Source organism: Prosthecobacter sp. (genome assembly GCF_029946185.1).
Lineage (GTDB): Bacteria > Verrucomicrobiota > Verrucomicrobiia > Verrucomicrobiales > Verrucomicrobiaceae > Prosthecobacter.
On the sequence record NZ_JAQSEA010000156.1, the window covers coordinates 1 to 14164 of the forward strand.

Genomic DNA, 14164 nt, shown 5'->3' on the forward strand with positions numbered 1-14164 from the left:
AGGAATGAAGATCGCACTGGATGTCATGGGGGGCGATTACGCCCCGAAAAACCCCATCGCAGGCGTCAAGCTCGCCCTCGAAACGCTGCCCGCCATCACCAAAATCTTTTTGGTGGGCGTTCCCGATGCCATTGAGAAAGAGCTGAAAGCGCAGGGCCTCTCCAGTCCCAAGCTGGAAATCGTCTCCGCCACCCAGATCGTCGAAATGTCCGACAGCGGCATCGACGCCGTGCGCAAGAAGAAGGACAGTTCCATCAGCGTCGCTGTGGACATGGTCAAAGATGGCCGGGCAGATGCCGTGGTCAGCGCCGGGCATACGGGTGCCGCCGTGACGGCCTCCCTGATTAAAATGCGCACTCTGGGGCATATCGAGCGGCCTGCCATTGCCGCCATTATGCCATCGCTGACCAAGCACTGGCTGCTGATTGACGCCGGGGCCAATCCCGACAGCGAACCCTCGCATCTGGTGCAGAATGCCATCATGGGCAGCGCCTTTGCCCGTCATGTGCTGGGCCGGGAAAATCCTACCGTCGGCCTCATGTCCAACGGCACCGAGGAAGAAAAGGGCAATGCCTTGTGCAAAGAGACCGGCAAGCTGCTGCGCCACACCGCAGGCATCAATTTCATCGGCAACGTCGAAGGCCATGACGTGTGGGAAACGCCTCCGGACGTCGTCGTGTGCGACGGCTTCACCGGCAATGTCATTTTGAAAAACGCCGAAGCGCTCGCGCACACCATCTTCAGCATGGTGAAGAGCGAAATTAAGAGCGGCTTCTGGACCAAGATCGGCGGCCTGCTGGCCAAGCCCGCCTTCAAGCGCGTCCACTACCGAACCAACCCCGACGAGGTCGGCGGCATGCCGCTCCTAGGCCTGCGCGGTATCACCATCATCGCCCATGGCAGTGCATCTCCGCTTGCCATGAAGAATGCCATCCGTCAGGCTTGCGAATCCATCCAACACCAGGTCGGGCCACACATTGAGGCCGCCGCCACTGCCCACTCCATTTCCCTCCATGCCCGCTCTTAGTTCCCAGCCCTTTTGCACCTCCAGCATCATTGGCACCGGCAGCTACATGCCTGAAAAAGTGCTGACCAATGAGGATATGTCCAAGATCGTCGATACCTCTGACGAGTGGATCACCTCCCGCACTGGCATCAAAGAGCGTCGCATCGCCGCCCCGGATCAGGCCACCAGCGATCTCGCCTCCGAGGCCGCACGCCGCGCCATGGCCGACGCCGGAGTCGCCCCTGAGGAGATCCAGCTCATCATCGTCGCCACCGTCACGGCGGACATGTTCTTCCCCTCCACCGCCTGCTTCGTGCAGAAGAAGATCGGTGCCGTCAATGCCGTCTGCTTTGACATCTCGGCCGCCTGTTCCGGCTTTTTGTACGCCCTGCAGGTCGCACGTCATTTCATCAACACGGGCAACCGTACCACCGCCCTCGTGATCGGCGCGGAAAAGCTCAGCAGCCTCATCAACTGGACCGACCGCAACACCTGCGTGCTGTTTGGCGATGGCGCAGGTGCCGTGGTCATCCGCCGCGCGGATGAATCGGACACTGATGCCCCCGGACGCGTGCTGTCCACCGTCATGGGCACGGACGGCACCCTCGCGGACGTACTCAAAGTCCCCGGCGGCGGCTCCGCCTGCCCGATCACGCTTGAAAACGTGGCATCGTTTCCCAATACGATCCACATGGAAGGACGCGAAACCTTCAAGCACGCCGTCACCCGCATGCTTGAGGCGTCCCAGCAGGCCCTCGCAATCGCCGGACTCACCGCCGCCGATGTGTCCCTCGTCATTCCCCATCAGGCCAATGCCCGCATCATCAGCGCCATCGCCGATCGCCTGAATCTGCCTCTGGACCGCGTGTTCATGAATCTGGACAAATACGGCAACACCAGCGCCGCAACCATCCCCGTCGCCCTCGACGAAGCCAACAAAGCCGGCCGCCTCAAAAAAGGCGATGTCGTCCTCCTCGTCGCCTTCGGCGGCGGCTTCACCTGGGCGAGTTCGGTCGTGCGTTGGTAAGACACTAATTAGCCGCAAAGAGACGCAAAAAAGCACAAAAATTTGGATCTGATCTGATCCTTTGATCTCGTCGCTGAAACACGTTTCGTATTCGCGTGCCCAAGAGCAGCCACACGCGCGGCTGCTTTTTTGAACCTCTTTGCGTCTTTTTGCGGCCATCTCCCCGGCTTTTGCCCTTTGCATAAGAGCTCACCCCGCCATATTCGCCGCCCTTCGTTTTCCCCCTGACTCATGGCCCCCAAGCGCATCGTTCTCAAATTCGGCACCGGTATTCTCACGCGCAAAGACGCGCCTGAACCCGATCCCGTGCAACTGCGCAAACTCATCGAAGCCGTCGCGCTGCTGAAACGCGCAGGTCATGCCGTCATCGTCGTCAGCAGCGGGGCCGTGGCCTCCGGTTTGAAGCCGCTCGATTTCAAACAACGGCCTTCGGACGTCACCACCCTGCAGGCGCTCGCCGCCGTGGGCCAGACGCATCTCATGCACACCTATGAGTCGCTCCTGCGGGACCATGGCCTGCATGTCGCGCAGTTGCTTGTGACCCACGAAGACTTTGAGAACGCGGATCGTGCGCCGCGCGTCAAGGCCGTGCTTGACCGCCTCATGGAGTTCTCCCAGGTGGTTCCGATCATCAATGAAAACGACTCCGTCGCCGTCGAAGAACTGCGCTACGGCGACAACGACAAGCTCTCCTCCCGCGTCGCCCGCTTCTGGGGGGCCGACGTGCTCATCCTCCTCACCAGTGCTCCTGGACTGCTGCGTGACACGAAAAAGCCCGAAGACGGCCCGATCCCCGTCGTCGAAAATGTCGATGACGTGATCCACCACGCCGAAGAGGAAAAAACCACCCTCGGCACCGGCGGCATGATCTCCAAGCTGCGCGCCGTGCAGGACGCCGTGCGTGGCGGTGTGCAGTGCATCATCGCCTCCGGCCGGCATACCGAGCAGATCCCCAGTTTGATCGAAGGCCAAGGCATTTGTACACGTTTCCCGGCCTCACGTTCGTAATCCCAACTCACTATGGCCTCTACTGACATCGCTACGCTGCTCATCCACTGCCCGGACCGTCCGGGTCTCGTGCATGACGTCACCGGTTTCATCTTCTCGCATCAGGGGAATATCATCGACCTGCAGCAGCACATTGATCCTGAGCAAAACGCCTTTTTCATGCGCCTGGAATGGAGCTTGGAAAACTTCACGCTCGACAATGAAGAGATCGAGTCCCGCCTGCAGCCCATGGCACGACGCCATGAAATGCAGATGCGCCTGAGCTTTGCCAGCCAGCGCAAACGCATCGCGCTGTTTGTCACCAAGGAGAGCCATTGCCTCTACGATCTTCTCGCCCGTCATGAATCCGGCGACCTGCCGGTGGACATCCCTCTCATCGTTGCCAATCACGAGACCCTGCGGCCTGCGGCAGAGCGCTTCGGCATTCCGTTCCATCATTTTCCAATTACGAAAGACAACAAACTCGCGCAGGAGGCGGCGCAGATCGAACTGCTGCGTCAGCACCGAATCGACACCGTCGTGCTGGCCCGCTACATGCAGATCATCAGCCCCGCGATGATCGCTGAGTTTCCGCATCGCATCCTGAACATTCATCACAGCTTCCTGCCTGCCTTCGTCGGCGCGAAGCCCTACCACCAGGCCTTTCAGCGCGGTGTGAAGATCATCGGTGCCACCAGCCACTACGTCACGGCCGATCTAGACGAAGGGCCGATCATCCATCAGGACGTCATGCGCGTCAGCCACGAAGACAGCGTCCAAGACCTCGTCCGCCTAGGCCGCGATCTGGAAAAAACCGTCCTCGCCAAAGCCCTCTGGTGGCACGCCCGCGACCGTGTTCTCGTCGTAAAGAACAAGACCGTCGTGTTTGATTGAGGTCGGCAATGAATCGCGGGCGGCCAGGCTGCCCCCGCTTACTAGACTTGTTCTCGAATAGCTCGGTGCTCTGGTCGTAGGTTGGATGTGGTTGGCGTCGAGACCCTTTTAAGCCCCAGCCCTTGCTCCGCCAAACCGTCCGACTGCGAGGGTATTCGCACGCAATAGAGTCGGCGGTAGGCTGGCAGACGGACGGGCTGTCGCCACATCCATTGTACACTCAGGCATGCTGCACCGGGCTCGAAGACTCTATTCGAGAACAAGACTACTTATTCTTCGTTTTCACGCCGCCGGATTTCGTCGCTGCTGCCGGTGGCTCGATAGGCGTGAGAATGATTGGTGCAGTGGCCGGTGCGGGCAGGGGAGGAGTCGCGGCAGAGGGCGATGCCGGTGGGGTCGTGATCGTTCCTGGGGTGCCTGGAGTGGCGGCGTCACCGGCTGCGGGTGGCTGGACAGTGACAGGCGGCAACTCCGGTTTCTTGAATGGATCTTCCCAAGTGTGCAGCTCAAAACCTGCACCTACGCCGCCGACTTCTCCCAGCAGGGCCAGACACTTTTCCCGCCATTTTGCGAGGTCGGGCGCGCTACGCACTTTCTCGGCCGTGCCGGGAAAGACGAGATAGGTGACCTTCAGATCGCTCTCGGGACGGATGTAGGGCGTTGCCTTGGGGTTGATGGTTTTCGCCATCAGGAGCGATGCTTCACCCATTTTGAAGCTGGGGCCGTAGTCGCCGCAGATGGCGGGATAGATTTTGCCTTCGTGAATGACGGCGGCGTAGTCGCCCATCTGCGGCGTGAATTTGTTCTGATCCCCGTAGCCTAGAAACAGCAGCGAGAGGACGATGAAGGGGTCCTTGTCCGCGATGAGGCTGCTGCGCACCTTGAAGTCGGCGACCTCGAGCTTGAGCTGGTCGATCATGACCTTGAGGTCCCGGTTGCGTGATGAGCTCAGGCCTTTTTTGGCGTATTCGTCCTGCGCTTTCTGCAGGCGGTCCTCCCATTTGGAGAGGAGCGGGTTGGGCGTCTTCGTCGTCTTCGCCCACGCATAGCTGGTGAAGGGCTGGTAGTAGTCGGAGAGGTAGATGTACTCCTCCAGCGTAGGCATGCGGTCGCCGTCCGAGCCGTCGGCCACCACGTCCATTTCAGACTGAATGAGCAGGGCGCGGCGCTGGGTGGCCGGGTGAGTCAGTTCGAGGATGGTTTCGGTGTCGTAGAAGTTGTGACGGTCGAGAATCTTGCTCAGCCGTGTGAGGTCGTTCTGCACGCGGTTGGTTTTGTTTTCGTAGAGCTTGTGGTAGAAGCCGCTGACCTTCGCCGCAGGCAGCATGACATCGAGGCCGGGGAGGATGGCGGGCAGGTTTTTGTTGATGCGGGAGAGCTCCTCCAGAGTCTGGTTTGCCTTCGGCACGCGGATGCTGAGCTGAAACTCCGCCTTGTAGGCTTCGGGATCGAGGCGTTCCAGACTTGCGAAGCTGCCTTGTTCGGTGATCAGATTCGTTTTGACGGTGATGCCGTTGAAGAGCGTGGCCACGTCGATGTCCTTGCGCGGGATGTATTTGTCCGGCAGGGGGGGGCGGACTTCGCGGATGACCTCGATCTCCTTGGTCACTTCTTTAATGACGGGAATTTCTTTGATCACATCACGCATCACTTCACGCGTGACGATGCGCTCCTTCGTGCTCCGTGCGGAGGTCACGATGTCCTGAATGCCCTGTTTGATCTTTCCGGCAAAAGGCGTGAACGGCAGCACCAGTGCGATGATCAGGGTGAGCAGAAACAGCAGGCGGAGGAGCGAGCCAAAGCAGCCGCGCTTCCGGCGCGGCGATTCATACGGGGAAGGGGAGGTCGTGTCGGGCATGGGAGATTCCGAAGGCATATGCGTACAGAAGTTTAATCTCGTTTCAGTCCCATGGCGGGTGCATCAACCTTCTTCCAACTTTCCTTCTTTGAGAAGAAGACGGCGGTCGCCGCGCTTGGCGAGGGTTTGATCATGAGTGACGACAATGAGTGTTTTTTTGGCCTCATCGACCACCTGCATCAGCATATCGATGACGCCGCTGCCGGTGCTTGCGTCGAGATTACCGGTGGGCTCGTCGGCGTAGATGATGCCGGGGTTGTTGATGAGTGCGCGAGCAATGGCGACACGCTGCTGCTCGCCTCCGGAAAGTTCGGTGGGCAGGTGCTGGAGACGCGCGGTGAGACCCACTTTGTCCAGCAGTTCACGGGCGCGAGCCTCGGCTTTTTTACCGCCGATCATGGCTGGCAGCATCACGTTTTCGAGCGCGGTGAGTTCCGGCAGCAGGAAGTAATGCTGGAAAACAAAGCCCATGACTTCATTGCGCGTGCGTGCACGCTCCGCCGCCGCAGCCTGATACAGCGAGCGGCCATGCACCAGCACATCACCCGAAGTGGGCTGCTCCAGCCCGCCGAGGACGTAGAGCAAAGTGGTTTTGCCTGCGCCGGACTGGCCGCAGAGGAACACCTTTTCACCGGCGGCAACTTCGACATTCACGCCGCAAAGCACGGGCAGATCATGCCCGGCAAGGTGGTAGGTACGGTGCACATCGTGTGCGGCAAGTGGGGCTGCTTCCTGGCTCATGTATAGTTAGGTGTACGCTCCGCAGATGCCACGCGGCGTCAAGACATGATGCCCGATTGCGTGCGTTGTCTGAGCGCCTCATACATGACGATGCCTGCTGCGGTGGCCAGATTCAGGCTTCGCGTGCCCTGCATTGGGATGCGCAGGCAGCGCTCCGGCTGAATAATCGTGGCCGGGATGCCGCGCGTTTCCGGGCCGAAAACGAGGAAAATTTCTCCGGCTGTGAGGTCGGCCTCCCAGTAGGTGTGTTCGCCCTGGCATTCGATGAAGTAGCAGGCTGCCCCGGCAGGGATCTCCGCCGCCAGCGCATCCCAAGTCTCCCAGACCCGCACATCCACCTCTGGCCAGTAGTCCAGACCGGCGCGTTTGAGCTGCTTGTCCTCCAGACTGAAGCCGAGCGGCTTGATCAAATGCAGCCGCGCATGGGTGGCCAGGCACAACCGCCCGATGGCGCCCGTGTTGTGCGGGATCTCCGGCTGAAAGAGGACGACGTTTAGCATGCCGCCTCAGCCTTTGAAAACAAAGAGCTTCCGGCAAATGAAATTCACCAGGGTGGACGAAATGATCAGCAGCAACTGCGCTGTCAATGTGCTGATGCCGTACCACTTGATGAGATACGGCCCGGAGAGCAGGCCGATGGCAAATCCCGTCGAGCTGACCACTGAAAAATAAACAAACTCCAGCACCCTGTGATGTCGTCCGGGGGTGAACACCCACAACGAATTGGTGACATAGGCGAAAATATTGCCAAAGAAAAAGGCGACGATGTTATTGTAGATGCTGTGCAGCGCACGCACCTCATCGCTCACACCACTGCTGACAAGTGCAGGATACGTTCCCCATCTGGACAGGGCATAAAAGATCACCGTGGTGAGGGTCAGCGAACCGACTCCACAGATGCCATACTTGATGAACTGGATAAGCGGATGTGTGTCACGCGTGTTCAGACGCGTCAAAATCGAGCTCCAGTCGTTCTGGCGGAAAAATAGAAAAGCCTCACCGATTTTTGACATCATCGGTGAGGCTCTCCGGGGATCATTGCTCTGCAAGCAAAGATGAGATGCGCTTAATAATAGTGGTAGTTGCCGTTGCGGTCGTAGTAGCCCTGCTGGCGGCCCCGCTGCTGCTGTCCTTGGTAGTATTGCTGCTGGTTGCGCTGGTCGCGGGAATTGCCAATGGCGTTGCCACCGAGGGCACCGATGCCGCCACCGATGAGCGCGCCTTCCAGGCCACGACCACTTTGATTGCCGATGATGCCACCGACTGCGGCACCGCCGAGGCCGCCGAGCACAGCGCCCGTTTGGGCATTTGGACCCGAGGCACAGGAGACCAGTGAGACGGCTGTTAAGAGAGTGAGTAGGCTATTTTTCATGTTTGTTGTTGGGATGTGTGAGATGAAATGGATGGTTGGAGTGATTAATAGTAGTAACCGCGACGACGGTCCTGGGCATTGCCAATGGCGTTGCCGCCCAGCGCACCGAGGCCGCCACCGATGACCGCGCCTTCAAGGCCACGACCACTTTGAGACCCAATGATGCCGCCTACAGCAGCTCCACCGAGGCCGCCAATGACTGCCCCCTGTTGAGCACCTGGGCCGGTGGCACAGGATGAAAGGGTGGCAGCAGAGAGGATGGAGAGGATGAGGTGTTTCATAATGTTGTCATGTAACAGTCAGCTTTGTCGTTAAATAGGCCCGAATTGTTCACAAAGAAAAGTAAAATCCTTCGGAAGGGGGCAACGTGGCATCCTCTATACGCAGTACACCGCCTCTCCGGCCGTCCGGCTTTCTTTATTTGACGGGCATTCCGCAAGCGGTTACAAAGCCTTCGACTTCCAACTTCTCTATGCACGTTCGTTTTTTCCTTCGTTCCCTCTTCGCTGTCTCCCTGCTCAGCCTCACCGTTTTGCCGGTTCAGGCGGAGCAGCTGCCGCTGGATCACCCCTGCGCCGCTCTGGTGAAAAAGTACCTGACCGCCGTTGTGCAGCAGGACTGGAAAACCGCCTCGCAGTTGCTGGTTCCGACCTCACTGGAACGCCGTCAGCGTGAAACCGTCAACATCATCAAGTCCGCTCCCACGATGTCGGACGAGGAGAGCATGCTTGCTGGTTACAATGTGAAGGGCGTTGGCGAATTGGAGAAGATGTCGCCGCAGGAGTTTTATCAGGTGGATCGCGAAGCCTGGCACAAAAAGCTCAAACTCACCCCTGAGGCTACGAAGCGGAAGCAGGAGACACTCAAAGTCATCGTGCTCGGTCTCGTCCAAGAGAAAGACAAGGGCTACGTCCACGCCACCGTGCGCACTTCACAGGAAACACTCACAGACAAGATCGAAGAGCTCTTCCTCATCTCCTTCATCACGGATCCGGCCAACTCGAAAAACTACCTCATCTCTCCCGAGATGAAAGACCGGCCCGTCATCACCCCGCTGGATGGCTCGGCTCCGAAGGAATAAAAGCTGAGTCACTGACAGTGATTAACAAACTTTGAAGGCTCCAACGAAAGTTGGGGCCTTTTTTGTCTCTTGGCAGAAGTGCGATTTTCTTGATCTCATCCGCTCCGCCTCGTTTGTTGTGGTCTTCAATCATCATCCAACATGCCCAAGGCCCGGAAGGGCAGGGTGAGTCCGGTGCTGAGAGCTTTGCTGCTGAACTGCACGCCGTCGCTGGCTGCTTTAACGGTCTTTTTCAAGGCTGAGGTGGGACCCTGGGGGGATATGCGGATGTTGTTGAGCGGACCGCTGATGTCCATGTCAGTGAGGACGTAGCTGAGGGGGGAGGTGGCGAGGCCAACAATGCCGCGAAGGTTTGCGCGCGCATGACCGTCCACCTGCTTGCGGACAAGGTCCACGGTGCCTTTGGCGGTGACGGTGACGGCTTCGCTGCGTGCTTTGAAAGGATCAATGGTGGCGACTCCCTTGGTCATGACGAAGGACACCTGAAACTCGCCTGTGCCGTCGCTGCCTTTGCTTGGCAGCAGCTTGGGGAACAGCGAGTAAGCCTGGTCCAGAATCGGGATGTGCACCACGGGTGCGTTCGTCAGCACCACCGTGCCTCTGCCGGTGGAGATCTCGGGATCGCGGCCACAGATGGCCCCCTTGTAGGCCATGGTGAGCTCAGACTTGTCGAGCTTTGAGCTGACCTTGCCAGCCCATGGGGAAAAATGAGAAATGTTGAGCGACTTCAGCTCGATGTCCGCCTTGCTCAGGACGCTGCCATTGTAGCTGCCATCGAGTTCAAAGCTGCCGCCGAGAAGCTGGCCCTTCAACCTCTTGATGTCCCACGCACGGTCCTCATACGAAACGTGGCCGGTGATGTCATCGACGCTCAGCGGATGCTTCTGCACACTCACCACAAGGTCGGCAGGGCTGCGAGTTTGCAGACTGGCGAGCGTCCAGGTGGGCGGCTCGTCGCGCTCATCCCAGACGCAGACGAAGTCCTTGGCTGCAATGTCGGGAAAGGTTTTCACATGGACGGACTGCGGCAGTTTTTTTGCCACGGCTGGCACATTGCCCATGAGCTCGAATAGATCTGCCTTGCCGGTGAGGCGGTCGATGCGCAGTGTCCTCGTTGGGGTTTGGAAGTTGCCGGTGAACTCGTCGCTATGACCTTGGGTGTCGGTGGCCGTGCCTTCAATGAGCAGCGGCGTGCCCTTCCATCCTCCCTCCCGCTTGAGTTTTATCCTGGTGCTGCCCTTGGCGAATTTGACCTGGCTCGTGGAGTCCATGCCGTTCTGGTTCACCTCGGCATCGCTGACGGCTTCATCCATTGGCACGCCGCGCGATTCCACCGCGCGGCCCTCCCCATGCAGTTTCGCGCTCCAGGTCCAGGGCTTCTCTCTCACATCCATGGTGAAGGTTCCGGTGACCTTGAACTCGCCCTGATCGGGAGAAAAATTCAGCGTGTCGAAGACCCCGCGCAGTGCCTTGAGGCGAAGCTGGAACTCAGGTTTTGGCCCGGTGCTTTTGGGCGCGGTGATGATGTCGCCGGTCACATCAATCGTCAGCCCGCCCTGATGAACGACGAGGCGCTGCATCGTCACCTTGCCTTCCTGTACGATGAACTCGGTGGTAAGATGATCCAGGGTTACTGCTCCATCCGCATCGTTGACCACCAGGGTGGTTTCCTTCGCCGACCAGTGGGTGATGGCAGACCGTGCATCCCACGAGGCCCACCATTGCAGGTCAATGTGTACGTTGGCGATGGAAGCCACGGGCTCCCGTTCGGCGCTGCGGCGGGTCAGCGCGGCCTCATGCAAGGTGATGCCGCCCCACGGCGTCCACGTTTCGCTCTTGTAAGTCAGTTCCAGGCCGCGATCCGCGAGACGCTGGTCCAGTTTGGAGCGGGCCTTACCCACCAGCCACTCGACGCCACCCCAAAGCAGCAGAGGGAGCAAGGCCGCAATGATGAGCAGCCAGCGGAATCTGTGGAAAAACGTGGGGTGCGGCGGGTGGGACATGGGGATTCGCGTGGAGGGCGTGGCCTGATATGGCCAAGTTCTATCGCGCCACCGGGGCGCAGCGGCCCCCTCTCATTCAAAGCATGGCCCGCAGTTCGGCCAGCCGCACCTTGCCAAGCTCGCTGCGGGGGATCGCCGGCACGCTCTGCAAACGGTCAATGTGCTCCAGCGGGCGCAGGGTCTGATTCAGCTCGTGCTGCAGTCGCGCAGCGTCTTCGTCTTTCATATGGCTGACGACCAGCACCAGCGCGTGCTCCTTGCGCGCATCGGGCACATCACACACGACGGCGTCTGCGAAGAGGCCGAACTTCAGACGCAGGGCGTCGATGCGCTCCTGAATGGGACCCAAGGCGACGAGTTCGCCCAGGATTTTAACGATGCCGACCTCGCGTCCCACAAAACGGAGGCAGCGACTGCCTGCCGCGTTCTCCAGCACTTCCACGCGGTCCCGCGTGAGCAGGCCCTCCACCGGGATCGGCTCCCAGCGCCACACACCTGCGGTACACACGGCATAGCCCTTGGCCAGCGCCTCTCCGCGCACACGGAGCAGACCCTCCGCATTCGTGCTCACCTGCCAGATGGGCAGCACCTCCATGTCTGCGCCGGCCACCCGCTGCGCAGCCACGCCTGAAGCCGTTTCCGTCATCCCATACGTGCGGTGAATGGGCCAGCCGAGTTGCCGCGCGGCAGCTTCCAGCTCGCCATTCAGTGCGCCCCCGCCCACCAAAACGGCACGCATGGATTTGGGCGCAGCCAGTTTCGCCGCCACCAGATCAAAGACCTGCGTGGGCACCAGCGAGGCGAGTGTGGCCCCCACTTCATCACACTTCTGCACAAACACGGTTGCATTCCATTTGCCCAGCAGTTCAGTGACACGGCTGCCGCAGACAAACGAACGGGCAAGCACCCCGAAACCACCCACATGGTGAATCGGCAGCGCCAGCAGCCAGTGATCGCATGCGGTGATGTTGAAGTGCCCATTCACCGCGCGTGCGGAGATCAGCAGCGCCTCCTTCGTCAGCCCCACCCATTTGCGTGTGCCTTCCGTGCCGCTGGTTTGAAAAAAACACGCGTCCTGCATCTGCAACTCATGCCGTGCGAACTCAGCCAGCGCACGCCCTTCATCGGAAGGCGCAGACTCTGCGATCCATACGCTGCCGTCATGCCAAAACTCAGGCGGCAGGATCAAAGCCGTCTCCATGGCAGCGCCTCCAGAACTTCGCCAAATCCCAACCCGCCGCCGCTACGATCCGCCGACAAATAGCCGCCATGAGAAGTCACACGTTCAAAAAAGGAGTCCTTATCAAACAGATGCTCCGTGCACAGCCCGCAGAAGTCCAGAGCCTGCCCCTCGGACAGCGCCACCGCCGCTTCATAAGCAGCAAACATCTGGCCAAGCGCATGGTCCATCGCCGTGGTGAGCACCAGCGGATGCTGCGGGTGGGTTTGTGCCACGAGACGCCAGTCACGCCGCGCCGGTTTCACCACCACCGCATCAAAGCCCTGAGTGCCGTCCTTCCAGCCCTTGTCCAGTGCCAGCTTCACACCCCACTTCTTCCGCAGGGCCTCCCATGCTTGCGCATCATACGGAAAGGGGTCCTCCACGAAATCCAGCGCGCGGTACACCCGCAGCGGCATGAATTCGATGAATTTTCCAAATGTAAGCCTGTCCAGCACGCCATTGAAATCCACGCGCAGCCGCACGCCCTGGGCTTCAAATCGCTTCGCGCAGCCTTCGAGGAAGCGTGTTGTTTCACCGTAGTTCGCAAACCCCTTCGCCTTGATCGCAGGCCAGCCTTCCGCCATCACGCGCTCCATTTGCGTTTCGGTGTCCGTGGCAAAGCTCCAGGAATAATGGCTGCGTGGAATCTCCAGCCCCTCGAACAAACTCACGCCCGCGCGGCGTGCCGCACCGTCAATCTCCGCACAGCGCAAAGCCATCGCCGTCACCGGAGTCGTGACACCCTCGCTGAGCAGGCGCAGTTGCTCCTCCACCGGCGCATCGCCAAACTCCGGCCAAGGATGCACGCAGCCATAGCCGCCATCCACACAGATCAGCGCTCCCGCAAAAACCCGCCGCATCGACACTGCATTCAGCGCCACACCGCTGCGCAGGAGGTATTCGTGGACGTAAATGGAGGGGGTGGTCATTCGGGTAGAGGTCCTATACGTCATATACGACCCATGGGCCTGTTCCAGATGGTTTCTCAGGGCATTACATCGCGTGCCTTGACGATGGCCCAGCACATCAGTCCCGCAAAGAGCAGCAGTTGCCCCCCGCTCATCGCCAGCAGGCGGTTATGCCCCCGGCTCGGCGGTTCGGCAATCACCCGCCAGCCTACAAAAAGCCCGATGGGCAGCGTGATCAGCGGCAGCGTGAAGGCGCGCGGCCAGCCCTGCTGAAACCAGTAAATGCCCGCCGCATGCGCTGCGACGATGAGCAGCACGATCTCTGTCCTTGCAAATCCCACGCCGAAGCGCACGGCCAGCGTTTTCTTCCCGGTCAGCCCGTCTTCCGCGACATCGCGCAAGTTGTTGATGGCAATCAAGACCGTGCTCAGGCAGCCGATTTGGAATCCTGCCACCACCGCCGCCTCATACCACTCGCCCGTTTGCACAAAGGCCGTGCCCGTCACCGCCACGAAGCCGAAGAACACAATCACAAACAGCTCCCCCAGCCCGCGATACGCCAGCGGCAGCGGCCCTCCGGTGTAGCCAAAGCAGAAGTACAGCGACGGAATCCCGATGAAAAGAATGGGCAGCCCCCGCGCCTCAAACAACGGCACCGCCAGCAGCGTCGCCACCGCCAGCATCAGCCACGCGGCGATGCTGACCGCCCTGGCCGAGGCCACGCCACTGGCCGTGATCCGCCGTGGGCCGATGCGTGCCTGCGTGTCCGCCCCTTTGATCGAATCCAGCGCGTCATTGAAAAAATTCGTCGCGATCTGCAATGCCCCGCAGCTTCCCAGTGTGCAAAAGGCCAGCCACCAGTCGAACTTCCCCGAAATCTTCGCCGCCAGCGCACAACCCACAACCACAGGCGCAATGGCCGCTCCAAGAGTTTTCGGGCGTGCAGCGGCGATCCAGTCGAAGAGGTGAGGCATAGAGAGAGGACGAATGACGAGGGCCGTCAAGAGGTCAAGCCATGGTCAAGAGGTCAAGGCGGGACACTTGACCCATCTTGACAACACTTGA

Annotated in this window: 15 protein-coding genes; 5 read left to right on the forward strand and 10 right to left on the reverse strand. The window is 60.0% G+C overall.

Translation table 11 applies throughout. From position 1 onward, the window contains the following. From plsX to purU, 4 genes are all read left to right on the forward strand, one after another. The coding region (gene plsX, locus PSV43_RS13570) for a phosphate acyltransferase PlsX (protein WP_300198021.1) at nt 1-1027 on the forward strand (1027 nt) is incomplete at its 5' end. Beyond that, nucleotides 1014-2033 (forward strand): beta-ketoacyl-ACP synthase III, encoded by a 1020-nt coding sequence (locus tag PSV43_RS13575; RefSeq protein ID WP_300198024.1) that lies wholly within the window; start codon nt 1014-1016, stop codon nt 2031-2033. The genes plsX and PSV43_RS13575, both read left to right, overlap by 14 nt. Before the next feature lie 231 nt (nt 2034-2264). Continuing rightward, on the forward strand, nt 2265-3041 hold the full coding sequence (gene proB / locus PSV43_RS13580) for a glutamate 5-kinase (protein ID WP_300198027.1): 777 nt from the start codon (nt 2265-2267) through the stop codon (nt 3039-3041). 12 nt (nt 3042-3053) lie between these two features. Then, nucleotides 3054-3914: a formyltetrahydrofolate deformylase gene (gene purU / locus PSV43_RS13585; RefSeq protein WP_300198030.1), complete on the forward strand. Its 861-nt coding sequence runs from the start codon at nt 3054-3056 to the stop codon at nt 3912-3914. A gap of 265 nt (nt 3915-4179) precedes the next feature. Here the strand turns inward: purU and PSV43_RS13590 are convergent, their stop codons facing one another. The 6 genes from PSV43_RS13590 to PSV43_RS13615 all read right to left on the reverse strand — a co-directional run bounded on the left by PSV43_RS13590 (nt 4180) and on the right by PSV43_RS13615 (nt 8166). After that, nucleotides 4180-5772, reverse strand: a complete 1593-nt coding sequence (locus tag PSV43_RS13590; protein WP_300198033.1) for a glycoside hydrolase family 75 protein — start codon at nt 5770-5772, stop codon at nt 4180-4182. A gap of 63 nt (nt 5773-5835) precedes the next feature. After that, nucleotides 5836-6513, reverse strand: coding sequence for an ABC transporter ATP-binding protein (locus PSV43_RS13595; protein ID WP_300198037.1), 678 nt, complete (start codon nt 6511-6513; stop codon nt 5836-5838). A gap of 38 nt (nt 6514-6551) precedes the next feature. Continuing rightward, on the reverse strand, nt 6552-7013 hold the full coding sequence (locus tag PSV43_RS13600) for a tRNA (cytidine(34)-2'-O)-methyltransferase (protein ID WP_300198040.1): 462 nt from the start codon (nt 7011-7013) through the stop codon (nt 6552-6554). A gap of 6 nt (nt 7014-7019) precedes the next feature. Continuing rightward, the gene (locus tag PSV43_RS13605; RefSeq protein ID WP_300198042.1) at nt 7020-7529 is read right to left on the reverse strand and encodes a GtrA family protein; all 510 of its coding nucleotides are present in this window, start codon (nt 7527-7529) and stop codon (nt 7020-7022) included. A 50-nt stretch (nt 7530-7579) separates the two neighbouring features. Then, the gene (locus PSV43_RS13610) at nt 7580-7885 is read right to left on the reverse strand and encodes a YMGG-like glycine zipper-containing protein (RefSeq protein ID WP_300198044.1); all 306 of its coding nucleotides are present in this window, start codon (nt 7883-7885) and stop codon (nt 7580-7582) included. Between the two features lie 44 nt (nt 7886-7929). Beyond that, entirely contained in the window at nt 7930-8166 is a 237-nt protein-coding gene (locus PSV43_RS13615) for a glycine zipper domain-containing protein (protein ID WP_300198047.1), read from the reverse strand. Between the two features lie 191 nt (nt 8167-8357). Here PSV43_RS13615 and PSV43_RS13620 point away from each other — a divergent pair, with 191 nt between their 5' ends. Further along, a complete protein-coding gene (locus PSV43_RS13620) occupies nt 8358-8966 on the forward strand; it encodes a hypothetical protein (RefSeq protein WP_300198050.1) in 609 nt (202 codons plus the stop codon). 125 nt (nt 8967-9091) lie between these two features. On the opposite strand, the gene PSV43_RS13625 is transcribed toward PSV43_RS13620, so the two are convergent. The 4 genes from PSV43_RS13625 to menA all read right to left on the reverse strand — a co-directional run bounded on the left by PSV43_RS13625 (nt 9092) and on the right by menA (nt 14073). Further along, complete coding sequence (locus PSV43_RS13625) at nt 9092-10969, reverse strand: AsmA-like C-terminal region-containing protein (protein WP_300198053.1); 1878 nt, start codon at nt 10967-10969, stop codon at nt 9092-9094. 76 nt (nt 10970-11045) lie between these two features. Next, the gene (locus PSV43_RS13630) at nt 11046-12170 is read right to left on the reverse strand and encodes an AMP-binding protein (RefSeq protein WP_300198056.1); all 1125 of its coding nucleotides are present in this window, start codon (nt 12168-12170) and stop codon (nt 11046-11048) included. Next, on the reverse strand, nt 12155-13120 hold the full coding sequence (locus PSV43_RS13635) for an enolase C-terminal domain-like protein (RefSeq protein ID WP_300198058.1): 966 nt from the start codon (nt 13118-13120) through the stop codon (nt 12155-12157). Before PSV43_RS13635 ends, PSV43_RS13630 begins: the two co-directional genes overlap by 16 nt. A 56-nt stretch (nt 13121-13176) precedes the next feature. After that, the gene (gene menA / locus PSV43_RS13640) at nt 13177-14073 is read right to left on the reverse strand and encodes a 1,4-dihydroxy-2-naphthoate octaprenyltransferase (protein ID WP_300198061.1); all 897 of its coding nucleotides are present in this window, start codon (nt 14071-14073) and stop codon (nt 13177-13179) included. Between the last annotated feature and the right edge of the window lie 91 nt (nt 14074-14164).